Below are 22,576 nucleotides of genomic sequence, written 5' to 3' on the forward strand. Positions count from 1 at the left end.
CTGATCTGATCGCATTTTTATGAAGCACTAAGTACGGAGAACAATTATGAAACGTGCATTTATTATGGTGCTGGACTCATTCGGCATCGGCGCAACCGAAGATGCAGAACGTTTTGGTGACGTGGGTTCCGATACCATGGGTCACATCGCGGAAGCCTGTGCAAAAGGCGAAGCGGATAACGGTCGTAAAGGCCCTCTGACTCTACCTAACCTGACCCGCCTCGGGCTGGTAAAAGCGCATGAAGGTTCTACCGGTAAAATCGCAGCCGGTATGGACGGCAACGCGGAAGTGGTGGGTGCCTATGCATGGGCGCACGAGCTTTCTTCCGGGAAAGACACCCCGTCTGGTCACTGGGAAATCGCCGGCGTGCCGGTTCTGTTTGACTGGGGTTACTTCTCCGATCACGAGAACAGCTTCCCGCAGGAGCTGCTGGATAAGCTGGTGAAGCGTGCCAACCTGCCGGGCTACCTCGGTAACTGCCACTCTTCCGGTACCGTGATTCTGGATCAGCTCGGCGAAGAGCATATGAAAACCGGCAAGCCGATTTTCTACACCTCCGCTGACTCCGTGTTCCAGATCGCCTGCCACGAAGAGACGTTTGGTCTGGATAAACTCTACGAGCTGTGCGAAATCGCCCGTGAAGAGCTGACCGAAGGCGGCTACAACATTGGCCGCGTGATCGCGCGTCCGTTTATCGGCGACAAAGCGGGTAACTTCCAGCGTACCGGTAACCGTCACGACCTGGCCGTTGAGCCACCGGCACCAACCGTGCTGCAGAAGCTGGTCGACGAGAAAGGCGGCCACGTGGTGTCCGTGGGTAAAATCGCAGATATCTACGCCAACTGCGGTATCACCAAAAAAGTGAAAGCCACCGGTCTGGATGCGCTGTTCGATGCCACCATCAAAGAGATGAAGGAAGCGGGCGACAAGACCATTGTCTTCACCAACTTCGTGGACTTCGACTCCTCCTGGGGCCACCGTCGTGACGTCGCAGGTTATGCTGCCGGTCTGGAACTGTTCGACCGCCGTCTGCCGGAGCTGATGGAACTGGTGGGTGAAGATGACATTCTAATCCTGACCGCGGACCACGGCTGTGACCCAACCTGGACCGGTACCGACCACACCCGTGAGCACATTCCGGTACTGGTGTACGGCCCGAAAGTGAAGCCGGGTTCGCTCGGTCACCGTGAAACCTTCGCGGACATCGGCCAGACCATTGCGAAATACTTTGGCACGTCTGACATGGAATATGGCAAGGCTATGTTCTAAACGGATTGGGTGCGGTCTGATGCCCTCACCCCGGCCCTCTCCCACAGGGAGAGGGTGAAAAGAATAAACAATTTGAAAGGAACTGAAGATGGCAACTCCTCACATTAACGCAGAAATGGGTGATTTCGCTGACGTCGTATTGATGCCGGGCGACCCGCTGCGCGCGAAGCACATTGCAGAAACCTTCCTGGAAGACGTGCGTGAAGTGAACAACGTGCGCGGCATGCTGGGCTTCACCGGTACCTATAAAGGCCGCAAAATCTCCGTCATGGGCCACGGCATGGGTATCCCATCCTGCTCCATCTACACCAAAGAGCTGATCACCGACTTCGGCGTGAAGAAAATCATCCGCGTGGGCTCCTGCGGCGCGGTGCGTATGGACGTTAAGCTGCGCGATATCGTTATCGGCATGGGTGCCTGCACCGATTCCAAAGTGAACCGTATGCGTTTCAAAGACCATGACTTCGCGGCGATTGCAGACTTCGGCATGGTGCGTGACGCGGTTGACGCGGCAAAAGCGCTGGGCGTTGAAGCACGCGTAGGTAACATCTTCTCGGCTGACCTGTTCTATGCGCCGGACGGCGGCGAGATGTTCGACGTGATGGAAAAATACGGCATCCTGGGCGTGGAAATGGAAGCGGCAGGCATCTACGGCGTGGCGGCTGAGTTTGGTGCGAAAGCGCTGACCATCTGCACCGTGTCTGACCACATCCGTACCCACGAGCAGACCACCGCTGCCGAGCGTCAGACCACCTTCAACGACATGATCAAAATCGCGCTGGAATCCGTTCTGCTGGGCGATAAAGAGTAATTCAGTCTCTTCCCTCCCTCTCCCTGTGGGAGAGGGCCGGGATGAGGGCACCAGACCGCACCTAGCGTACCGCCTGTGCAATCCATGCCGATAAGTCCCGCAACTCTTGTTCCTGTTCCGGGAAATCAATAAGTAACGCGTCACACTCCTGTTGCAGCATATCTGCCCGATACAAACAGCCCTGCAGACGTGCCGCCAGCGCCTCCAGCGGTGCCGGGTTCAGACTGTCCGTGAACACCTGCGTGCGGGTGATATGGCCTTTCTCGACGTCAAAATGCAGCTCCACGCCGCCCCAGGTGAAGCGCTCGTCCAGCAGGTGCGAAAATGCAGGTGCCTGACCGAAGTTCCACTCCCAACTGCTCTGGCGGGCAAAGGTTTCGGCGAAGTTGGGCAGATCCGGGGTTTTATCCGGTGAAATCACTTCCGCTTCGACGCGCTCGCCGTAATGTTCAAAGAATGCCTCACGGATCGCATCGCAAATCTGCTCGTGCGTAATCCCTGGCAGCAGCTCCACCAGATTTGCCACGCGTCCACGTACGGAGGTAATCCCCTTAGCCTGTAGCTTTTTCTTGTCAGGATTGAGGTAATTCGCCAGACGGCTCAGGTCGGCGTTCAGCAGCAGGGTGCCGTGGTGGAAGCCGCGATCCATCGTTTCGCGGTAGGCGGAGCCGGAGACCTTCCGGTCGCCCTCGGGAGTTCTCACCACCAGGTCGTTCCGCCCGGACGCCTCTGCCGTCACGCCGAGCGAATTCAGCGCGTTGAGCACAATCGAGGTAGAGATGGTTTTATCGTACTCCGGTTTGCCCGCCATAAAGGTAAAGCAGGTATTACCCAGATCGTGAAACACCGCGCCGCCGCCGCTGCTGCGGCGAGCCAGACGGACGTTGTCCTCTTCCATGCGCCGCGTATTGCACTCTTTCCACGGGTTTTGCGCGCGGCCAATGACCACTGTATCGGCATTACGCCAGAGAAACAGCACGCGCTGGGTCGCGGGCATCTGGCGGAAGATGCACTCTTCCACCGCGAGATTAAACCAGGGATCGTAAGAGTCAGAGATAAGCAGGCGTAACGTCGTCATGGCAGAGTTCCTTTTCCGAATCATCCGCCTACTTTATCACTATTCCTTCTTTTCGCTCTCTTCGTCTTCGGGAACCGACTTGCTGGCGGTTAACAGGAAGGGTGATTGCTGCCAGCGAGTGCGCTTGCCCTGGAGCAACGTGCGCGCCAGCACAACACCAATCGCCAGCGAGAGTAATAGCATCAGGCGCAGAATATTGGTGGTGTTATCCACCTGCTTGGCTTCGGTTGGCAGGGTGTGGGTATCCAGCGTCAGGCGCAGATAGCCCAGCGGGCCGTTTTTACCCTGAACGGGTTCGACAATCTGCTGGTTGAAATAGCCTCCCGCTTTTTTGCCGTCCAGTGCCAGCCTGTCACGCACGTCGACGTGCTCACCGGCGCGGGCAATCAGGTCGCCTTTTTCATCGTATACGCCCGCATCCAGAATGCGGCTGTTCTCAGTGAGCTGACGCAAGACCTGGCCTATCCGCTTATCGTCCGGCGTTTCATTGCGCATCAGGGGCGCAACGTTGAGCGTCACCTGCCGCGCCAGGGTGCGGGCCAGTTCTTCAAACTGCGGGTTGCGCTGCCGCTGATGGTTCTGGCTAAACCAGGATGCCCCTTGCATCAATGCGACTAACAGTGCGAGACAGATCAGGACAATCACGGCGCGATGAAGCCGGAATTTCAGTTTTGCGCGAGCCATATTCCACCTGCTGAAAATTTAGGGCTTAATGTTGCCAGAAGTGATGGTTACAGGGTAGCCTCATGCGTTATTTTCCCTCTGGAACCTTCCGGCGCGAACGAAATTACAGGAGCTTTAATGCCGAACATTACCTGGTGTGACCTGCCAACGGATGTCTCTTTATGGCCAGGATTGCCGCTCTCGTTAAGTGGCGATGAGGTGATGCCTCTGGATTACCACGCTGGCCGTAGCGGCTGGCTGCTGTACGGACGCGGCCTGGATAAGCAACGACTGACCCAGTATCAAACTAAACTGGGTGCGGCGATGGTCATTGTTGCCGCCTGGTGCGTGGAAGATTACCAGGTCATCCGCCTGGCGGGTTCCCTGACGCAGCGCGCAACGCGTCTGGCGCATGACGCCGGGCTGGACGTTGCGCCTCTCGGCAAAATTCCGCATCTTAAAACGCCGGGTCTGCTGGTGATGGACATGGACTCCACCGCTATTCAGATCGAATGTATTGACGAGATTGCTAAACTGGCAGGCAGCGGCGAGCTGGTGGCGGAAGTCACCGAGCGCGCGATGCGCGGCGAGCTGGACTTCACCGCCAGCCTGCGCCAGCGCGTGGCGACCCTGAAGGGGGCTGATGCTAACATCCTGCGCCAGGTGCGCGACGTGCTGCCGCTGATGCCGGGGCTGACGCAGCTGGTGCTGAAACTGCAGTCTCTCGGCTGGAAAGTGGCAATCGCCTCCGGCGGCTTCACCTTCTTCGCGGATTATCTGCGCGAGAAACTGCATCTGACCACCGTGGTCGCTAACGAGCTGGAAATCATGGACGGCAAGCTGACCGGCCAGGTGATCGGTGACATCGTGGATGCCCAGTACAAAGCCAACACCCTGACGCGTCTTGCTGAAAAGTACGAGATTCCGGTCGAGCAGACCGTCGCCATTGGTGATGGCGCAAACGATCTGCCGATGATCAAAGTGGCTGGACTTGGCATTGCCTACCATGCCAAACCAAAAGTGAATGAAAAGACGGAAGTCACTATCCGTCACGCTGACCTGATGGGGGTGTTCTGCATTCTCTCCGGCAGCCTTAATCAGAAATAACGAGGTAAACCGTGGCGAAAGCTCCAAAACGCGCATTTGTCTGTAATGAATGTGGTGCGGATTATCCGCGCTGGCAGGGGCAATGCAGCGCCTGTTATGCCTGGAACACCATCACCGAAGTGCGTGGTGTGGCGGCTTCGCCGAGCGTGGCCCGCAATGAACGCCTGAGCGGCTATGCGGGAAATGCAGGCGTGTCGAAGGTGCAAAAACTTTCTGATATCAGCCTGGAAGCGCTGCCGCGCTTCTCGACCGGTTTCAAAGAGTTTGACCGCGTACTCGGCGGCGGCGTGGTGCCGGGCAGTGCGATCCTGATCGGCGGTAACCCGGGAGCGGGGAAATCGACCCTGCTGCTGCAAACGCTGTGCAAACTCGCTGAGCAGATGAAAACCCTGTACGTCACGGGGGAAGAGTCACTCCAGCAGGTGGCGATGCGCGCGCACCGCCTGGGCCTGCCAACCGGCAACCTGAATATGCTGTCGGAAACCAGCATGGAGCAGATCTGCATGATCGCCGAAGAAGAGCAGCCGAAGCTGATGGTGATCGACTCCATTCAGGTGATGCACATGGCGGACATTCAGTCTTCGCCGGGCAGCGTGGCGCAGGTGCGTGAAACCGCCGCTTACCTGACGCGCTTTGCCAAAACGCGCGGTGTGGCGATTGTGATGGTCGGCCACGTGACCAAAGACGGCTCGCTGGCGGGGCCGAAGGTGCTGGAGCACTGTATCGACTGCTCCGTGATGCTGGACGGCGACGCGGATTCTCGCTTCCGCACCCTGCGCAGCCACAAGAACCGCTTTGGCGCGGTGAATGAACTGGGCGTGTTTGCCATGACCGAACAGGGGCTGCGCGAAGTTAGCAACCCGTCGGCCATCTTCCTGAGCCGCGGCGATGAGATCACCTCCGGTAGCTCGGTAATGGTCCTTTGGGAAGGGACGCGTCCGCTGCTCGTCGAAATACAGGCGCTGGTAGATCACTCGATGATGGGCAACCCGCGGCGCGTGGCGGTCGGTCTGGAACAGAACCGTCTGGCGATCCTGCTGGCGGTACTTCACCGCCACGGTGGGCTGCAGATGGCGGATCAGGACGTCTTCGTCAACGTGGTCGGCGGCGTCAAAGTTACGGAAACCAGCGCAGATCTGGCGTTGCTGCTGGCGATGGTCTCCAGCCTGCGTGACAGGCCGCTGCCGCAGGATCTGGTGGTGTTTGGTGAAGTGGGCCTGGCCGGGGAAATCCGCCCGGTGCCGAGCGGCCAGGAGCGTATCTCCGAGGCGGCAAAACACGGCTTCCGTCGGGCTATCGTTCCGGCTGCCAACGTGCCGAAAAAAATCCCGGAAGGGATGCAGGTCTTTGGCGTTAAGAAACTCGCAGATGCGTTAAATGTCTTTGACGACTTATAATTACGTATTCGATTTTGCAGGAGGCACCGTAATTTATGTCATCATTTGACTACATCAAGACCGCGATCCGCCAGAAGGGCTGCACGCTGCAGCAGGTGGCGGACGCCAGCGGTATGACCAAAGGCTACCTGAGCCAGTTGCTGAACGCCAAAATCAAAAGCCCCAGCGCGCAGAAGCTTGAAGCGCTGCACCGCTTTCTGGGGCTGGAGTTCCCGCGGATGCAAAAGAACATCGGCGTGGTGTTCGGCAAGTTTTATCCGCTGCATACCGGGCATATTTATCTAATCCAGCGCGCCTGTAGTCAGGTGGACGAGCTGCACATCATCATGGGCTACGACGAAACGCGCGATCGCCAGCTTTTTGAAGACAGCGCTATGTCGCAGCAGCCCACCGTACCGGACCGCCTGCGCTGGCTGCTCCAGACCTTTAAATACCAGAAAAACATTCGCATTCATGCCTTTAACGAAGAGGGTATGGAGCCATACCCGCACGGCTGGGACGTGTGGAGCAACGGCATTAAAGCGTTTATGGAAGAAAAGGGGATTGCGCCTAACTGGATCTACACCTCTGAAGAGTCCGACGCGCCGCAGTTCCGCGAGCATCTGGGCATCGAGACGGTGCTGATCGATCCGAAACGCACCTTTATGAACATCAGCGGGGCGCAGATCCGCGAGAACCCGTTCCGCTACTGGGATTACATCCCGACCGAAGTGAAGCCGTTCTTCGTGCGCACGGTGGCTATTCTGGGCGGCGAGTCGAGCGGCAAATCAACGCTGGTCAACAAGCTGGCGAACATCTTCAACACCACCAGCGCGTGGGAGTACGGACGCGATTACGTCTTTTCGCACCTCGGCGGCGACGAGATGGCGTTGCAGTATTCCGACTACGATAAAATCGCGCTCGGGCATGCCCAGTATATTGATTTCGCGGTGAAATACGCCAACAAAGTGGCGTTTATTGATACCGATTTCGTCACCACCCAGGCGTTCTGCAAAAAGTACGAGGGGCGCGAGCATCCGTTCGTGCAGGCGCTGATTGACGAATACCGATTTGACCTGGTGATCCTACTGGAAAACAACACCCCGTGGGTGGCTGACGGCATGCGCAGCCTCGGCAGCTCCGTGGACAGGCGGGAATTCCAGTCCATGCTGGTGGAGATGCTCAACGAAAACAACGTTGAGTTTGTCCATGTTGAAGAGTCGGACTACGACTCCCGCTTCCTGCGCTGCGTCGAGCTGGTGAAGGAGATGATGGGGGAGCAGGGGTAATAATAGCCCCCCCTCACCCTAACCCTCTCCCCAGAGGGGAGAGGGCCGGGATGAGGGGAACAAACCACTCAATACTCAACCACCATTTTCCCCCGCATATGCCCCTCCAGCACCTTGCGGTGCGCTTCGGTAATGCTTTCCACGCTCAGCCCGTGCAGCGTCTCGCTGAGCGAGCTTTCCACCACGCCATTATCCACGAGCTTCGCCACCTTATTTAAGATCTCCCCCTGACGGGCCATATCCGCGGTCTGGTACATGCTGCGGGTGTACATAAATTCCCAGTGCAGGGCGGCGGATTTAGACTTCAGCTTGTCCTGGTTCAGCGGATGCGCGTTTTCAACGATGGAACAGATATGCCCCTGCGGCGCAATCAGTTCGCTGACCGCATCCCAGTGCCCGTCGGTGTCGTTGAGGATGAAAATGTAATCCACAAAGGTTAGCCCGTGTTTCGCCAGCTCGCCTTTCAGATCGCGGTAGTTGACCACCACGTCAGCCCCGCGATCGCGACACCATCGGGCGGAATCTTCTCGTGAAGCGGTTGCGATAATCTTCACCTTGCTGTTGTGCTTCGCAAACGGGATCGCCAGCGATCCCACCCCGCCCGCGCCGCCGATGATCAGCAGCGTTTTGTCCGCGTCGGCATGCTGAATGTTCAGCCGTTCAAACAGGCCTTCCCACGCGGTGAGTGCCGTGAGCGGCAGTGCAGCCGCAGCGGCCCAGCCGAGGCTGGCAGGCTTGTGCCCGACAATGCGCGCATCGATCAGCTGATGCGTGGTATTACTGCCAGGGCGGGTGATGTCGCCGGCGTACCAGACCTCGTCACCCGCTTTGAATCCGGTGACGCCAGCGCCAACGGCTTTGACGATACCGCTGGCATCCCAGCCGAGAATGCGCGGCTCGTTCAGCCCGTTCTTAGCAATGCCCGCGTGGACTTTGGTATCGACCGGGTTAACGGAGACGGCTTTCACCTCCACCAGCAGATCGTGCTCGCCGGGCTGCGGCATCGGCGGGGTGATTTCAATGAAGGTGGACGGATTTTCTGGGTTAACGGCGATGGCTTTCACTGACATGGTGTGCTCCTCAATGGCATGCGTTTTGTTGAGGCTAGTCTATTAAGTGGCCAGCTGCGTGATAAGATGGACAATCAAGAACTCAGCGTTCGTACAGGGTGAACAATCATGTTTAAACAGCTGCAGGATATGGCGCTGTTTGCGCTGGTGGCGGAGATGGGCAGTTTTACCGCGGCGGCGCAGAAAGCCGAACTGCCGAAATCCAGCGTTAGCCAGCGGATCAGCCAGCTGGAGCAGCAGGTGGGTATCCGTCTGCTCAACCGCACCACGCGCAGGATCAGCCTCACGTTCGCGGGCGAGCACTATCTGGTGCACTGTCGCGAGATGCTGGCGGCCAGCGAGCGGGCGGAGTACGCCATTCAGCGGCTGCGCGAAAACCCGAGCGGGCGGCTGCGGATCACCTGTCCGGCGGGGATTGGCGCGACGCTGCTGGCGCATATGAATGCCGAGTTTCAGCTTCGCTATCCTGACGTGTCGCTGGATGTGTCGATCTCTGACGACGTGGTGGATCTGGTCGAGTCCGGTTTTGACGTGGCGCTGCGCACCGGCAAGCCGCAGGACTCCTCTCTGATTGGCAGGATGATCGGGCACTGCCCACGCTACATGCTGGCCTCGCCGGACTATCTGGCGCGTCGGGAGCCGCTGACGCATCCCCGCCAGCTGGTGGATCACCGCAGTATTACACACCGGGCGTGGTCGGAGTGGCTGCTGCGAAGCGAGGGTGAGGATTACCGCTACCTGCCGGACAATGCGCATATGACGGATAATCTGGTGTATGCCCGCGAATGTGCGATTGCCGGCGCGGGGATCACGCTCTTACCCGCGTTTCTGCTGGAAGATAAGATCAAAAAGGGGGCGCTGGTTCAGGTGCTGCCGGAGTGGAGCGTTGAGGGAAACGATCTCTGGCTGGCCTACCCGAGCCGGAAGCTGAATTCGCCTGCGCTGATGAGCTATATCGACTTTGCGATGCGATTTGATGAGGTGAAGCGATATTACGTGGGAGGGTGATTATGTGCGGACTGATGCCCTCACCCTGGCCCTCTCCCCATGGGAGAGGGGACAAACATAAAAAACGGCAACCGAGGTTGCCGTTTTGCTTTTATTTCGCAATACGCTTGTACTTAATACGCTTCGGCTCCAGCGCGTCGGCGCCCAGGGTGCGTTTCTTGTACTCTTCGTACTCGGTGAAGTTACCTTCGAAGAACTCCACTTTACCTTCGTCCTGGTAGTCCAGGATGTGGGTCGCGATACGGTCGAGGAACCAGCGGTCGTGCGAGATAACCATCGCACAGCCCGGGAACTCCAGCAGGGCGTTTTCCAGCGCGCGCAGGGTTTCGATATCCAGGTCGTTGGTGGGTTCATCGAGCAGCAGAACGTTACCGCCCACCTGCAGCAGCTTCGCCAGGTGCAGACGACCGCGCTCACCGCCGGACAGCTCGCCCACGCGTTTGCCCTGGTCGGTGCCCTTAAAGTTAAAGCGGCCAACGTAGGCGCGGCTTGGCATCTCGGTGTTGCCGATACGCATGATATCCAGACCGCCGGAGACTTCTTCCCACACGGTTTTGCTGTTATCCATCGCGTCACGGAACTGGTCAACGGAGGCCAGCTTCACGGTTTCACCGAGGGTGATAGAGCCGCTGTCAGGCTGTTCCTGACCGGACATCATGCGGAACAGGGTGGATTTACCCGCGCCGTTCGGACCGATAATGCCGACGATAGCGCCTTTCGGTACGGAGAAGCTCAGGTCGTCGATCAGCAGGCGGTCGCCGTAGGACTTACGCAGGTTGGTCACTTCAACCACTTTATCCCCCAGACGTGCTCCAGGTGGAATAAACAGTTCGTTGGTTTCGTTACGTTTCTGGTATTCGGTGTTGTTCAGCTCTTCGAAGCGCGCCAGACGGGCTTTGCCCTTGGACTGACGGCCTTTCGCGCCCTGACGCACCCACTCCAGCTCTTTCTCAATAGACTTACGGCGAGCCGCTTCCTGAGAAGCTTCCTGCGCCAGACGCTGATCTTTCTGCTCCAGCCAGGAGGAGTAGTTGCCTTCCCACGGAATACCTTCACCGCGGTCCAGCTCCAGGATCCAGCCTGCCACGTTGTCGAGGAAGTAACGGTCGTGGGTAATTGCCACAACGGTGCCTTCGAAGTCGTGCAGGAAGCGCTCCAGCCACGCCACGGATTCCGCATCCAGGTGGTTGGTCGGTTCGTCGAGCAGCAGCATGTCTGGTTTTTCCAGCAGCAGACGGCACAGCGCCACGCGGCGGCGTTCACCACCGGACAGGTTAGCGATTTTCGCATCCCAGTCCGGCAGACGCAGGGCATCGGCCGCGCGCTCCAGCTGCACGTTCAGGTTGTGACCGTCGTGCGCCTGGATAATCTCTTCATACTTGCCCTGTTGTGCAGCAAGTTTGTCGAAGTCCGCATCCGGTTCGGCGTATTTGGCATACACTTCATCCAGACCTTTCAGCGCGTTAACCACTTCGGACACCGCTTCTTCAACGGATTCGCGAACGGTGTGTTCCGGGTTCAGCTGAGGTTCCTGCGGCAGGTAGCCGATCTTGATGCCTGGCTGCGGACGGGCTTCACCTTCGATGTCTGTATCGATGCCGGCCATGATGCGCAGCAGGGTGGACTTACCGGCACCGTTGAGACCCAGAACACCGATTTTTGCGCCCGGGAAGAAGCTCAGCGAGATATTTTTAAGAATATGACGTTTCGGCGGGACAACTTTGCCGACACGATGCATGGTATAAACGAATTGAGCCACGTTGGACTTCGCCTCTTTTATCGTGATGAGAAGGAATTTCAGCCTCGAAGTGTAGCCTTTTTCACGCCCTAATCCCAGCCAGGAACGTCGGGAGTGTTAAAACGCGCAAGAAAGGTAAAAAAGTGTCCATGACGTGGCGCGTTGCAGGATGCCTGGTTAGCATAAGTGAATGCAACTTTGATGTGGCAAGACGCTGCAAATGATGAAAAAACAATGAGGAAGAGCTTGTGGAAAAAGCCAAACGGGTGGTCTGGCGTCTGCTGGCTGCCAGCGTATGCGTAATGGCGGTAAGCCAGGCGGTGCATGCCGATTCACTGGATGAACAACGTAACCGCTACGCCCAGATTAAACAGGCGTGGGACAACAAGCAGATGGATACCGTGCAGGCGCTGATGCCGACGCTGAAGGACTATCCGCTGTATCCGTATCTGGAGTATCGCCAGATCACCGACGATCTGATGAACCAGCCGACAGTCACGGTGAATAACTTTATTCAGGCGAACCCGACCCTGCCGCCTGCCCGAAATCTCCAGTCTCGTTTTGTGAATGAGCTGGCGCGGCGTGAAGACTGGCGAGGGCTGCTGGCGTTTAGCCCTGAGAAGCCGAATACCACTGAAGCGCAGTGTAATTACTACTATGCGAAATGGGCGACCGGTCAGCAGGAAGAGGCCTGGGCCGGGGCGAAAGATCTGTGGCTGACGGGCAAAAGCCAGCCGAACGCCTGTGACTCGCTCTTTGGCGCATGGCGCGCTTCCGGCAAGCAGGATCCGCTGGCCTACCTTGAGCGCATCCGCCTGGCGATGAAAGCCGGCAACACGCGTCTGGTGACCGCGCTGGCAGGGCAAATGCCGTCCGATTACCAGACGATCTCCACGGCGGTTATCGCGCTGGCAAACGATCCGAACAGCGTCCTGACCTTTGCCCGCAGCACGGGCTCGACCGATTTTACCCGCCAGATGGCGGCGGTGGCTTTTGCCAGCGTGGCGCGTGACGATGTAGAAAACGCGCGGCTGATGATCCCGCAGCTGGTGCAGGCGCAGCAGCTGAATGACGATCAAACCCAGGAGCTGCGCGACATCGTCGCGTGGCGACTGATGGGCACGGATGTGACCGACGAACAGGCGCGCTGGCGTGATGATGCGATCATGCGCTCAAACTCGACCTCGCTTGTTGAGCGCCGCGTGCGCATGGCGCTGGGAACGGGGGATCGTCGCGGGCTTAACACCTGGCTCGCGCGTTTGCCAATGGAAGCCAAAGAGAAGGACGAATGGCGCTACTGGCAGGCCGATCTGCTGATGGAGCGCGGTCGTGAAGACGAAGCCAAAGATATTCTTCACTCGCTGATGCAGCAGCGCGGGTTCTACCCGATGGCGGCGGCGCAACGGCTGGGCGAGGAGTACACGCTTAAGATCGACAAAGCGCCCGCTAACGCCAGCCCCGCTCTGACGCAGGGGCCGGAGATGGCGCGCGTTCGCGAGCTGATGTACTGGAACATGGACAATACCGCGCGCAGCGAGTGGGCGAATCTGGTCACCAGCCGTACCACCGACGAGAAGGCCCAGCTTGCTCGCTATGCCTTTGATAATCGCTGGTGGGATCTGAGCGTGCAGGCGACGATCGCCGGGAAGCTGTGGGATCATCTCGAAGAGCGTTTCCCGCTGGCGTACAAAGATCTGTTTGACCGCTACACCAGCGGCAAAGATATCCCGCAAAGCTACGCCATGGCGATTGCCCGTCAGGAGAGCGCATGGAACCCGAAAGTCCGTTCACCGGTGGGTGCCAGCGGGCTGATGCAAATTATGCCGGGGACGGCGACGCATACGGTGAAGATGTTCAACATTCCAGGATACAGCAGCCCGTCACAGCTTCTCGATCCGGATACCAACATCAACATTGGCACCAGCTACTTGCAGTACGTCTATCAGCAGTTCGGCAATAACCGCATCTTCGCGTCGGCGGCGTATAACGCGGGGCCTGGGCGCGTGCGTACCTGGCTTGGCAACAGCGCCGGACGCATCGACGCGGTGGCGTTTGTCGAGAGCATTCCGTTCTCGGAAACACGCGGCTACGTGAAGAACGTGCTGGCCTATGACGCCTACTATCGCTACTTTATGGGGCAGAAAGATACCCTGATGAGCGATGCCGAGTGGCAGAGACGTTACTGATCGGCGCGGGTTGTGTTATGCTGTACTCGCTAATGAGTACAAGAGGCAGCATAACATGACCCAGCATTCCCCGTATTCCTCGGCAATGGCCGAACAACGTCACCAGGAGTGGCTTCGTTTTGTGGAGCTGCTTCGTCAGTCTTACGATCAGGATTTGCACTTACCTCTCATGCAGCTGATGCTCACGCCGGACGAGCGCGAAGCGCTGGGCACAAGAGTGCGGATTATCGAGGAGTTGCTGCGCGGCGAGATGAGCCAGCGCGAGCTGAAAAACGAGCTGGGCGCGGGCATCGCAACGATCACCCGCGGCTCGAACAGCCTGAAGTCTGCGCCGGTTGAGCTGCGCCAGTGGCTTGAGTCAGTCTTATTGGGCGATCAACGATAAATGGCGTTATGAAACGGGCTCAGCGCCAGGATCACCGCCTGATGGTAAACGCCTGAACGCGTAAGCTTGCCACCCGTAAAGACGCCAATCGCCCCTTCTTTTCGGCCAATCTCATCGATGCCGGTGTACTGCGACATCACCGGCCCGAGCGCTTCGCCTTCGCGCACTTTCTTCAGAATGATTTCCGGCAGCGGCAGAGTGGCCGAACGCGCTTCGCCGCGCTGCTCTCGGCTTTCAATCACCACCCAGCTAAAGGTTGCGCCTTCGTCGATACCAGCTTCAATGGCTACCCAAAAGTCAGCATTCGGTGCCGCGGCCTTCGCGTTAGCCACGCGATTTCGTGCGCCAGCGCGCGTTTCCTCACTGCCAAACGGCTGTTCAGGTACACCACTCTCGACGCCGACGGCATCAATATGGCAGGATCCTTCGCCGAAAATCTCTTCAAAAGCCTTTAGAATTGCCTGAATTTTGGCAGGATTGGTGGTAGCAGAGACAACATGGTGCATAATTAAGCTCGATTCAAAAAAACTCATCGCAGTATAACGGAAAAAAAGCATGTTACAGGTATACCTTGTTCGCCACGGTGAAACGCAGTGGAACGCCGAGCGACGTATTCAAGGCCAGTCAGACAGTCCTCTCACCGAGAAGGGTGTGCAGCAAGCGTGGCAGGTGGCAGAGCGTGCCAGAACGCTGGGCATTACCCACGTCATCACCAGCGATTTAGGTCGTACTCAGCAGACGGCGCGCATCATTGCAGACGCCTGCGGCTGCGATGTGATGCTTGAGCCGCGCCTGCGCGAGCTGGATATGGGCGTGCTGGAAAAGCGCCATATCGATACGCTGACGGAAACGGAAGAGGGCTGGCGCCGCACGCTGGTGAACGGTACCGAAGATGGCCGTATCCCTGAAGGCGAATCCATGCAGGAGCTGAGCGTGCGTATGCATGCCGCACTGGCGGAATGCCTGAAGCTTCCGGCGGGAAGTCGTCCGCTGCTGGTGAGTCACGGTATCGCGCTGGGCTGCCTGGTGAGCACCATTCTGGGGTTACCGGCTTATGCCGAGCGCCGTCTGCGCCTGCGCAACTGTTCCATTTCCCGGATTGATTACCAGGAAAGCGCGTGGCTGGCTTCGGGCTGGGTGGTGGAGATGGCAGGGGACATTTCGCACCTCGATGCCCCTGCGCTTGACGAACTGCAGCGTTAACGACGTATCGGAATCAAGAATTCCATACGCAGATTGATGGGGCCTTCTTCCGGTTTGGCATCCTGCGCCGGGTAGTAGCGCTCAATATCCTGACCTTTACGGCGATTCAGATTCAGCATTGGCATGCAGGTCCCGTAAACGGTCAGGATAAACTCCTGAACCCCGGTACCCAGTCCTTCATACGAGAACATCACGTACTCGCCGCCTTCCAGCACGACCGGCTTCGAACCCTGAATGTAGCCATTCGCCAGCTCCGGCGTCAGCGCGGTGGTGTAGAACACCTCCTGCTCGTCGTCTTTTTCCTGGCTTGGATGCGTTTCATTCAGGCCGTACAGAATTGGCGGGATAGCCGGTGCATGGCTCAGGAAATCGCGCCAGAACTGAACGCGCATTTGATGACGGAACTCAGAAATCTGCTCCAGGGAGCAGGAGTAGCTCTGGGTCGTACCGATCAGATGAGTTTCCGGCAGGGTGACGATTTCGTATTTCGGCATCGCGAACTCACCCAGACGCAGCGGTGGACGCATGCCAAACGAGCTCCAGTCCGGCGAGCGACGATAAAGCGCGGGCGTCAACGAGAACTGTTTTTTAAACGCGCGGGTAAACGTCTGCTGCGAATCGAAACGGTACTGCAGGGCAATGTCCAGAATCGGACGCGCGGTCAGGCGCAAGGCCACTGCAGATTTTGATAAACGACGTGCGCGAATATAGGCACCGATAGCATGACCGGTGACATCCTTGAACATCCTTTGCAGATGCCACTTGGAATAGCCCGCTTTAGCCGCCACATTATCCAGTGACAAAGGCTGGTCGAGATGACCTTCCAGCCAGGTGAGCAGGTCGCGAATAATTCCAGCCTGATCCATATACTATCCTCATCCTTAAAACAGCAGGTGCCTGATAACAGGTTAGCGGATAATAGCATTTTTTGATGTTTTAGCATTCAGTGTTTTTTTTGCGCATTAATGCCTTTTACGGCTCGTTTTGGGTGAATATATTCTAATCCTGTGATCTTGCTACATTTTTGTCTAAAGTGTTGAATAATCGCCCAGTGCAATTTTAAAGAATGGTAACAATATGAAATACAAGACTTTGATCTTCACCGCGTTGCTGTTGATGGTTGGCCGCGCCGCGCAGGCAGAACAGATTGGTTCCGTCGATACCGTGTTTAAGATGTTTGGCCCGGACCACAAAATCGTGGTGGAGGCGTTTGACGATCCGGACGTGAAAAACGTCACCTGCTACGTCAGCCGCGCGAAAACGGGCGGTATTAAAGGTGGCCTGGGACTGGCGGAAGATACCTCCGATGCGGCGATTTCCTGTCAGCAGGTGGGCCCGGTTGAGCTGAGCGATAAAATCAAGAACGGCAAAGCGCAGGGCGACGTGGTATTCCAGAAGCGGACCTCGCTGGTGTTCAAAAAGCTGCAGGTAGTGCGTTTCTATGATGCCAAACGCAACACCCTGGCTTACCTTGCGTATTCCGACAAAGTGGTGGAAGGCTCGCCGAAAAACGCGATCAGCGCGGTGCCGATTATGCCGTGGCATTAATAAAAAAAACGGCGCAAATGCGCCGTTTTTTAATGCGTAAACTGCGGGATCACTCCTGCAGATCGCCGCAGAAACGGTACCCTTCGCCGTGGATGGTGGCGATGATTTCCGGCGTATCAGGCGTCGATTCGAAATGCTTACGAATACGACGGATGGTCACGTCTACGGTACGGTCATGAGGCTTCAGCTCGCGGCCGGTCATTTTCTTCAGCAGTTCTGCACGGGACTGAATTTTGCCCGGGTTTTCACAGAAGTGCAGCATCGCGCGGAATTCGCTGCGCGGCAGTTTATACTGCTCACCGTTCGGGCTAATCAGCGAACGGCTATTGATATCAAGTTCCCAGCCGTTGAATTTGTAGCTGTCAACGCTACGACGCTCTTCGCTGACCGTGCCAAGGTTCATGGTGCGGGACAGCAGGTTGCGTGCACGAATGGTTAACTCGCGAGGGTTAAACGGCTTGGTGATGTAGTCATCCGCACCGATTTCCAGGCCAAGAATTTTATCAACTTCGTTGTCACGGCCCGTCAGGAACATTAACGCGACGTTCGCCTGTTCACGCAGTTCGCGCGCCAGAAGAAGACCGTTTTTGCCCGGCAGGTTGATATCCATGATCACCAGGTTGATATCATTTTCAGAAAGGATCTGATGCATCTCTGCGCCATCGGTCGCTTCAAAGACATCGTAGCCTTCTGCTTCGAAAATGCTCTTTAACGTGTTGCGTGTTACCAACTCGTCTTCAACGATAAGAATGTGCGGGGTCTGCATGTTTGCTACCTAAATTGCCAACTAAATCGAAACAGGAAGTACAAAAGTCCCTGACCTGCCTGATGCATGTCGCAAATTAACATGATCGGCCTAACGTGACTAAAGTACGTAATTGCGTTCTTGATGCACTTTCCATCAACGTCAACAACATCATTAGCTTGGTCGTGGGCACTTTCCCTTTGGACCCGACAGTGTCAAAAACGGCTGTCATCCTAACCATTTTAACAGCAACATAACAGGCTAAGTGACACCAGACACCCAATAAAACTACGCTTCGTTGACATATATCAAGTTCAATTGTAGCACGTTAACAGTTTGATGAAATCATCGTAGCCGAATGCTAGCCTTTGTCACAATTTTTCAATAAACCAACTAGTTGCGGACATTGATATATAAACGAAGCGAATCCAATCAGATTAGGGTATTCATGTGGCTATTATCATTATAAAACATAAGGATAATAGACTCCTGTTAACATTCTAACTGATTGTTCAGACACAAAATAGTTTAGCGTCTTTAATTTGTTCTGAAACGCTATTTCGGTGATTTGTGTTGCAAATTTGTAAATTCGCGCTGCGTAATATGTTGAAGCGCATCACATTTTTACCGGCTAACTGATTAAAAAGAGAGCATAAATGCATCTGTCGATTGTACTGGTCGCCCCAGCCAGAGCAGAAAATATAGGCGCTGCGGCGCGTGCCATGAAGACCATGGGTTTTACCGATTTGCGTATTGTGGACAGCACAGCGCACCTGGAGCCTGCCGCCCGCTGGGTGGCGCACGGTTCAGGCGATATTCTCGATAATATAACCACTTACGCCACGCTGGCTGATGCACTGCACGACATTTCGTTTACCGTAGCGACCACCGCGCGCAGCCGGGCGAAGTTCCACTACTACACCACCCCGGCGGAGCTGGTGCCGATGCTGGAAGAGAAAAGCCAGTGGCTGGAGAGGGCCGCGCTGGTGTTTGGCCGTGAAGATTCAGGGCTGACCAACGAAGAGCTGGAGCTGGCCGATGTTCTCACCGGTGCGCCGATGGTCGCCGATTACCCCTCCCTGAATTTAGGCCAGGCGGTAATGGTCTATTGCTATCAATTAGCTTCCCTAATGCAAATCCCGCAACCGCAGGCAGAAGCCGCCAATGAAAATCAGCTGGCCGCGCTTCGTGCTCGCGTAGAGAGTCTGTTATCGAACCTTGGCGTCGCGGACGATCAAAAAATGGCCGACTGGCTGCAACAGCGACTCGGACGTCTTGAGCAGCGAGACACGGCAATGTTGCATCGTTTGCTGCACGATATTGAAAAAAAATTGGCCGAGTAAAATGCTGTCATAACTTTTTTCTATGGCGAAATAGTCTGTCCAGAAGGGTTGCGACTGGGCGAATCGGATGAAAATAAATCGGCAAACAGCGGGACGTGAGAGTCTGCGGAATTGTGATCAAATTAAAAATTCATTGACTTAAGGTGCCCGATCCTTTAACCCTAAAAGAATACAGCACAGACAGATAATAATGACAGAGTACACAACATCCATGAAACGCATCAGCATCACCACCATTACCACAACCATCATCATTACCACAGGTAACGATGCGGGCTGACGCGTACAGGAAAAACAGAAAAAAGCCCGCACCTGAACAGTGCGGGCTTTTTTTTCGGCTAAAGGAAACGAGGTAGAACCATGCGAGTGTTGAAGTTCGGCGGTACATCAGTGGCAAATGCAGAACGTTTTCTGCGTGTTGCCGATATCCTGGAGAGCAACGCCAGGCAGGGGCAGGTTGCGACCGTGCTCTCTGCCCCGGCAAAAATCACGAACCATCTGGTGGCGATGATTGAAAAAACCATCGGTGGCCAGGATGCACTCCCGAACATCAGCGACGCAGAGCGTATCTTCGCTGACTTACTGCAAGGGCTGGCAGAGGCTCAGCCTGGTTTCCCGCTCGCTCAGCTGAAGTCCTTCGTTGAGCAGGAATTCGCGCAAATCAAACACGTCCTGCACGGCATCAGCCTCCTCGGCCAGTGCCCGGACAGCATCAACGCGGCGCTGATCTGCCGTGGCGAGAAGCTCTCGATCGCCATCATGGCAGGCGTGCTGGAAGCGCGCGGCCACAACGTTACCGTGATCAATCCGGTTGAGAAATTGCTGGCGGCAGGTCACTACCTCGAATCCACCGTTGATATTGCCGAATCAACCCGCCGTATCGCCGCGAGCAAAATCCCGTCTGACCACATGATCCTGATGGCCGGATTCACTGCCGGAAATGAGAAGGGCGAGCTGGTGGTGCTGGGCCGTAACGGCTCTGACTACTCCGCCGCCGTGCTGGCTGCCTGCTTACGCGCGGACTGCTGTGAAATCTGGACTGACGTCGACGGCGTTTATACCTGTGACCCGCGCCAGGTGCCGGACGCCAGGCTGCTGAAGTCGATGTCTTATCAGGAGGCGATGGAGCTTTCCTACTTCGGCGCCAAAGTGCTTCACCCGCGTACCATCTCCCCGATTGCCCAGTTCCAGATCCCTTGCCTGATTAAAAATACCGGTAACCCGCAGGCGCCGGGCACGCTGATTGGCGCCAGTTCTGATGAAGATGGCCTGCCGGTGAAAGGTATTTCCAACCTTAACAACATGGCGATGTTCAGCGTCTCAGGTCCAGGGATGAAAGGGATGGTCGGCATGGCGGCACGCGTTTTTGCGGCCATGTCACGCAACGGTATCTCCGTGGTGCTGATCACGCAGTCCTCTTCCGAGTACAGCATCAGCTTCTGCGTGCCGCAGGCTGACTGCCTGCGCGCCCGCCGCGCGCTGGAAGACGAGTTCTATCTGGAGCTGAAAGAAGAGCTGCTGGAGCCGCTTTCCATTCAGGAGCGTCTGGCGGTAATCTCCGTCGTAGGCGACGGAATGCGCACGCTGCGCGGCATTTCCGCCAAGTTCTTTGCCGCGCTGGCCCGCGCCAATATTAATATCGTGGCGATTGCTCAGGGCTCGTCCGAGCGTTCAATCTCTGTTGTCGTGGATAATGATGATGCCACCACCGGCGTGCGCGTGGTGCACCAGATGCTGTTCAACACCGATCAGGTGATCGAGCTGTTCCTGATTGGCGTGGGTGGCGTCGGTGGCGCATTGCTGGAGCAGGTGAAGCGCCAGCAGGAGTGGCTTAAGAAGAAGCATATCGATCTGCGCGTCTGCGGGATTGCCAACTCCAGAGCGCTGCTGACCAACGTTCACGGCCTTAACCTGGAGAACTGGCAGGCGGAGCTGGAAGAGGCGAAAGAGCCGTTCAACCTGGGGCGCCTGATCCGTCTGGTAAAAGAGTATCACCTGCTTAACCCGGTGATTGTTGACTGTACCTCGAACCAGGCGGTGGCCGACCAGTATGCCGACTTCCTGCGCGAAGGCTTCCACGTGGTGACGCCGAATAAAAAGGCCAATACCTCGTCGATGGATTACTATCACCAGCTGCGTCTGGCGGCGAGCAAGTCGCGCCGCAAGTTCCTGTACGACACCAACGTCGGCGCGGGGCTGCCGGTTATTGAAAACCTGCAAAACCTGCTCAACGCGGGTGACGAACTGCAGCGTTTCTCCGGTATTCTCTCCGGCTCCCTGTCGTTTATCTTCGGCAAGCTGGATGAGGGTATGACCCTCTCGGAAGCCACCCGCGCCGCGCGCGAGCTGGGCTACACCGAGCCGGATCCGCGTGATGATCTTTCCGGTATGGACGTGGCGCGCAAGCTGCTGATTCTGGCGCGTGAAACGGGCCGCGAGCTGGAGCTTTCCGACATCGTGATTGAGCCCGTGCTGTCAGCAGAATTTAACAGCAGCGGTGACGTCAGCGCTTTTATGGCGAATTTGCCCCAGCTTGACGATGCCTTTGCCGCGCGCGTTGCGAAAGCCCGTGATGAAGGTAAGGTATTGCGCTATGTTGGCAATATTGAAGAAGATGGCGTGTGCCGGGTGAAGATTGCCGAAGTGGATGGCAACGACCCGCTGTACAAAGTCAAAAACGGCGAAAACGCCCTCGCGTTTTACAGCCACTATTATCAGCCACTGCCGCTGGTGCTTCGCGGCTATGGCGCAGGGAACGATGTTACGGCGGCGGGCGTGTTTGCCGATCTGCTGCGTACCCTGTCATGGAAGTTAGGAGTTTAACATGGTCAAAGTTTATGCCCCGGCTTCCAGCGCCAATATGAGCGTCGGATTTGACGTGCTGGGTGCGGCGGTGACGCCGGTGGATGGTTCGCTGCTGGGTGATACGGTAACGGTGGAGGCGGCAGACAGCTTTAGCCTGAATAACGTGGGCCGCTTCGCCAGCAAGCTGCCGTCCGAGCCGCGCGAGAATATCGTCTATCAGTGCTGGGAGCGCTTCTGTCAGGAGATCGGCAAAAACGTGCCGGTTTCCATGACGCTGGAAAAAAGTATGCCGATTGGCTCGGGGCTGGGCTCCAGCGCCTGCTCGGTGGTCGCCGCGCTGGTGGCGATGAACGAGCACTGCGGCAAGCCATTGAATAATAGCCGTCTGCTTGGGCTGATGGGCGAGCTGGAAGGGCGGATCTCCGGCAGCATTCATTACGATAACGTGGCGCCGTGCTTCCTCGGCGGCATGCAACTGATGATCGAAGAAAATGGCATCATCAGCCAGCAGGTGCCAGGGTTTGATGAGTGGCTGTGGGTGCTGGCCTATCCGGGCATTAAGGTCTCTACCGCGGAAGCGCGTGCGATCCTGCCCGCGCAGTATCGTCGCCAGGACTGTATCGCCCACGGGCGTCATCTGGCGGGCTTTATCCACGCCTGCTACACCCGTCAGCCGCAGCTGGCGGCGAAGCTGATGAAGGACGTCATTGCCGAGCCGTACCGCACGAAGCTGCTGCCCGGCTTTAACGAGGCGCGACAGGCATCGATGGATATCGGCGCGCAGGCGTGCGGCATTTCCGGCTCCGGCCCGACGCTATTCGCTCTTTGCGACAAGCCTGACACCGCGCAGCGCGTGGCGGACTGGCTCTCTAAACACTACCTGCAAAATCAGGAAGGCTTTGTTCATATTTGCCGTCTGGACACGGCTGGCGCACGAGTACTGGGATAATT

22 protein-coding genes and 1 other annotated feature are annotated in these 22,576 nt (G+C 56.9%); of the genes, 15 read left to right on the plus strand and 7 right to left on the minus strand.

Annotation, left to right across the window (positions count from 1 at the left end):
* Positions 1-46 precede the first annotated feature (46 nt).
* Together deoB and deoD are read left to right on the plus strand one after the other, a co-directional pair.
* Positions 47-1,270, plus strand: a complete 1,224-nt coding sequence (gene deoB / locus MX657_RS03660; protein WP_028015441.1) for a phosphopentomutase — start codon at positions 47-49, stop codon at positions 1,268-1,270.
* A gap of 88 nt (positions 1,271-1,358) precedes the next feature.
* Positions 1,359-2,081, plus strand: coding sequence for a purine-nucleoside phosphorylase (deoD, locus tag MX657_RS03665; RefSeq protein ID WP_010427122.1), 723 nt, complete (start codon positions 1,359-1,361; stop codon positions 2,079-2,081).
* A 61-nt stretch (positions 2,082-2,142) separates the two neighbouring features.
* On the opposite strand, the gene lplA is transcribed toward deoD, so the two are convergent.
* On the minus strand, positions 2,143-3,159 hold the full coding sequence (lplA, locus tag MX657_RS03670; RefSeq protein WP_119916083.1) for a lipoate--protein ligase LplA: 1,017 nt from the start codon (positions 3,157-3,159) through the stop codon (positions 2,143-2,145).
* Positions 3,160-3,198: 39 nt separating this feature from the next.
* Complete coding sequence (locus MX657_RS03675; protein WP_045631120.1) at positions 3,199-3,843, minus strand: YtjB family periplasmic protein; 645 nt, start codon at positions 3,841-3,843, stop codon at positions 3,199-3,201.
* 117 nt (positions 3,844-3,960) lie between these two features.
* Between MX657_RS03675 and serB the strand changes: the two genes are divergently transcribed.
* The 3 genes from serB to nadR are packed head-to-tail and all read left to right on the plus strand — an operon-like array spanning position 3,961 to position 7,594.
* Positions 3,961-4,929: a phosphoserine phosphatase gene (gene serB / locus MX657_RS03680; protein WP_080328981.1), complete on the plus strand. Its 969-nt coding sequence runs from the start codon at positions 3,961-3,963 to the stop codon at positions 4,927-4,929.
* 11 nt (positions 4,930-4,940) lie between these two features.
* Entirely contained in the window at positions 4,941-6,326 is a 1,386-nt protein-coding gene (radA, locus tag MX657_RS03685; protein ID WP_346807347.1) for a DNA repair protein RadA, read from the plus strand.
* Between the two features lie 35 nt (positions 6,327-6,361).
* Positions 6,362-7,594: a multifunctional transcriptional regulator/nicotinamide-nucleotide adenylyltransferase/ribosylnicotinamide kinase NadR gene (gene nadR, locus MX657_RS03690; RefSeq protein ID WP_006810194.1), complete on the plus strand. Its 1,233-nt coding sequence runs from the start codon at positions 6,362-6,364 to the stop codon at positions 7,592-7,594.
* A gap of 68 nt (positions 7,595-7,662) precedes the next feature.
* On the opposite strand, the gene MX657_RS03695 is transcribed toward nadR, so the two are convergent.
* Entirely contained in the window at positions 7,663-8,664 is a 1,002-nt protein-coding gene (locus tag MX657_RS03695) for a zinc-binding alcohol dehydrogenase family protein (RefSeq protein ID WP_265195081.1), read from the minus strand.
* A 108-nt stretch (positions 8,665-8,772) separates the two neighbouring features.
* On the opposite strand from MX657_RS03695, the gene MX657_RS03700 reads away from it, so the two are divergent.
* Positions 8,773-9,672 (plus strand): LysR family transcriptional regulator, encoded by a 900-nt coding sequence (locus MX657_RS03700; RefSeq protein ID WP_218728488.1) that lies wholly within the window; start codon positions 8,773-8,775, stop codon positions 9,670-9,672.
* Between the two features lie 91 nt (positions 9,673-9,763).
* Here MX657_RS03700 and ettA read toward each other — a convergent pair whose 3' ends face one another.
* On the minus strand, positions 9,764-11,431 hold the full coding sequence (gene ettA, locus MX657_RS03705) for an energy-dependent translational throttle protein EttA (RefSeq protein ID WP_032671451.1): 1,668 nt from the start codon (positions 11,429-11,431) through the stop codon (positions 9,764-9,766).
* 227 nt (positions 11,432-11,658) lie between these two features.
* Here ettA and sltY point away from each other — a divergent pair, with 227 nt between their 5' ends.
* On the plus strand, positions 11,659-13,596 hold the full coding sequence (gene sltY, locus MX657_RS03710) for a murein transglycosylase (RefSeq protein WP_119916079.1): 1,938 nt from the start codon (positions 11,659-11,661) through the stop codon (positions 13,594-13,596).
* Positions 13,597-13,651: 55 nt separating this feature from the next.
* Positions 13,652-13,981, plus strand: a complete 330-nt coding sequence (trpR, locus tag MX657_RS03715) for a trp operon repressor (RefSeq protein WP_080328985.1) — start codon at positions 13,652-13,654, stop codon at positions 13,979-13,981.
* On the opposite strand, the gene yjjX is transcribed toward trpR, so the two are convergent.
* Positions 13,972-14,487, minus strand: coding sequence for an inosine/xanthosine triphosphatase (gene yjjX, locus MX657_RS03720; protein ID WP_119916153.1), 516 nt, complete (start codon positions 14,485-14,487; stop codon positions 13,972-13,974). The genes trpR and yjjX overlap by 10 nt on opposite strands.
* 49 nt (positions 14,488-14,536) lie before the next feature.
* On the opposite strand from yjjX, the gene gpmB reads away from it, so the two are divergent.
* The gene (gpmB, locus tag MX657_RS03725; RefSeq protein ID WP_008502057.1) at positions 14,537-15,184 is read left to right on the plus strand and encodes a 2,3-diphosphoglycerate-dependent phosphoglycerate mutase GpmB; all 648 of its coding nucleotides are present in this window, start codon (positions 14,537-14,539) and stop codon (positions 15,182-15,184) included.
* On the opposite strand, the gene robA is transcribed toward gpmB, so the two are convergent.
* Positions 15,181-16,050: an MDR efflux pump AcrAB transcriptional activator RobA gene (robA, locus tag MX657_RS03730; protein ID WP_080328986.1), complete on the minus strand. Its 870-nt coding sequence runs from the start codon at positions 16,048-16,050 to the stop codon at positions 15,181-15,183. The genes gpmB and robA overlap by 4 nt on opposite strands.
* A gap of 211 nt (positions 16,051-16,261) precedes the next feature.
* Here robA and creA point away from each other — a divergent pair, with 211 nt between their 5' ends.
* A complete protein-coding gene (creA, locus tag MX657_RS03735) occupies positions 16,262-16,732 on the plus strand; it encodes a protein CreA (protein ID WP_010427098.1) in 471 nt (156 codons plus the stop codon).
* A gap of 49 nt (positions 16,733-16,781) precedes the next feature.
* Here the strand turns inward: creA and arcA are convergent, their stop codons facing one another.
* A complete protein-coding gene (arcA, locus tag MX657_RS03740; RefSeq protein WP_003856501.1) occupies positions 16,782-17,498 on the minus strand; it encodes a two-component system response regulator ArcA in 717 nt (238 codons plus the stop codon).
* A gap of 95 nt (positions 17,499-17,593) precedes the next feature.
* Here arcA and yjjY point away from each other — a divergent pair, with 95 nt between their 5' ends.
* The 5 genes from yjjY (at position 17,594) to thrB (ending at position 22,574) form a co-directional block, all read left to right on the plus strand.
* Positions 17,594-17,734 carry a protein YjjY gene (gene yjjY, locus MX657_RS03745; protein WP_001541509.1) on the plus strand — a complete coding sequence of 47 codons (141 nt, stop codon included), beginning with the start codon at positions 17,594-17,596 and terminating at the stop codon, positions 17,732-17,734.
* 399 nt (positions 17,735-18,133) lie between these two features.
* On the plus strand, positions 18,134-18,820 hold the full coding sequence (locus MX657_RS03750; protein WP_346807356.1) for a tRNA/rRNA methyltransferase: 687 nt from the start codon (positions 18,134-18,136) through the stop codon (positions 18,818-18,820).
* Positions 18,821-19,031: 211 nt separating this feature from the next.
* Positions 19,032-19,100, plus strand: coding sequence for a thr operon leader peptide (thrL, locus tag MX657_RS03755; protein WP_015572623.1), 69 nt, complete (start codon positions 19,032-19,034; stop codon positions 19,098-19,100).
* Positions 19,039-19,156, plus strand: a sequence feature (Thr leader region). It overlaps the preceding gene by 62 nt.
* 24 nt (positions 19,157-19,180) lie before the next feature.
* Positions 19,181-21,643 carry a bifunctional aspartate kinase/homoserine dehydrogenase I gene (gene thrA / locus MX657_RS03760; RefSeq protein ID WP_346807358.1) on the plus strand — a complete coding sequence of 821 codons (2,463 nt, stop codon included), beginning with the start codon at positions 19,181-19,183 and terminating at the stop codon, positions 21,641-21,643.
* A 1-nt stretch (position 21,644) separates the two neighbouring features.
* Positions 21,645-22,574 (plus strand): homoserine kinase, encoded by a 930-nt coding sequence (gene thrB / locus MX657_RS03765; RefSeq protein WP_080328989.1) that lies wholly within the window; start codon positions 21,645-21,647, stop codon positions 22,572-22,574.
* Positions 22,575-22,576: the final 2 nt, after the last annotated feature.

Origin of the sequence: Enterobacter chuandaensis, from assembly GCF_039718975.1 — a bacterium.
In the GTDB taxonomy this organism is placed as follows: domain Bacteria; phylum Pseudomonadota; class Gammaproteobacteria; order Enterobacterales; family Enterobacteriaceae; genus Enterobacter; species Enterobacter chuandaensis.

What these genes read in the sequence shown, in the direction of transcription:
- creA (WP_010427098.1), top strand. Translation starts at nt 16,262, where the DNA reads ATGAAATACAAGACTTTGATCTTCACCGCGTTGCTGTTGATGGTTGGC.
- gpmB (WP_008502057.1), top strand. Translation starts at nt 14,537, where the DNA reads ATGTTACAGGTATACCTTGTTCGCCACGGTGAAACGCAGTGGAACGCC.
- MX657_RS03675 (WP_045631120.1), bottom strand. Translation starts at nt 3,843, where the DNA reads ATGGCTCGCGCAAAACTGAAATTCCGGCTTCATCGCGCCGTGATTGTC.
- thrA (WP_346807358.1), top strand. Translation starts at nt 19,181, where the DNA reads ATGCGAGTGTTGAAGTTCGGCGGTACATCAGTGGCAAATGCAGAACGT.
- deoB (WP_028015441.1), top strand. Translation starts at nt 47, where the DNA reads ATGAAACGTGCATTTATTATGGTGCTGGACTCATTCGGCATCGGCGCA.
- yjjX (WP_119916153.1), bottom strand. Translation starts at nt 14,487, where the DNA reads ATGCACCATGTTGTCTCTGCTACCACCAATCCTGCCAAAATTCAGGCA.
- arcA (WP_003856501.1), bottom strand. Translation starts at nt 17,498, where the DNA reads ATGCAGACCCCGCACATTCTTATCGTTGAAGACGAGTTGGTAACACGC.
- thrB (WP_080328989.1), top strand. Translation starts at nt 21,645, where the DNA reads ATGGTCAAAGTTTATGCCCCGGCTTCCAGCGCCAATATGAGCGTCGGA.
- serB (WP_080328981.1), top strand. Translation starts at nt 3,961, where the DNA reads ATGCCGAACATTACCTGGTGTGACCTGCCAACGGATGTCTCTTTATGG.
- deoD (WP_010427122.1), top strand. Translation starts at nt 1,359, where the DNA reads ATGGCAACTCCTCACATTAACGCAGAAATGGGTGATTTCGCTGACGTC.
- MX657_RS03750 (WP_346807356.1), top strand. Translation starts at nt 18,134, where the DNA reads ATGCATCTGTCGATTGTACTGGTCGCCCCAGCCAGAGCAGAAAATATA.
- trpR (WP_080328985.1), top strand. Translation starts at nt 13,652, where the DNA reads ATGACCCAGCATTCCCCGTATTCCTCGGCAATGGCCGAACAACGTCAC.
- nadR (WP_006810194.1), top strand. Translation starts at nt 6,362, where the DNA reads ATGTCATCATTTGACTACATCAAGACCGCGATCCGCCAGAAGGGCTGC.
- MX657_RS03695 (WP_265195081.1), bottom strand. Translation starts at nt 8,664, where the DNA reads ATGTCAGTGAAAGCCATCGCCGTTAACCCAGAAAATCCGTCCACCTTC.
- lplA (WP_119916083.1), bottom strand. Translation starts at nt 3,159, where the DNA reads ATGACGACGTTACGCCTGCTTATCTCTGACTCTTACGATCCCTGGTTT.
- robA (WP_080328986.1), bottom strand. Translation starts at nt 16,050, where the DNA reads ATGGATCAGGCTGGAATTATTCGCGACCTGCTCACCTGGCTGGAAGGT.
- MX657_RS03700 (WP_218728488.1), top strand. Translation starts at nt 8,773, where the DNA reads ATGTTTAAACAGCTGCAGGATATGGCGCTGTTTGCGCTGGTGGCGGAG.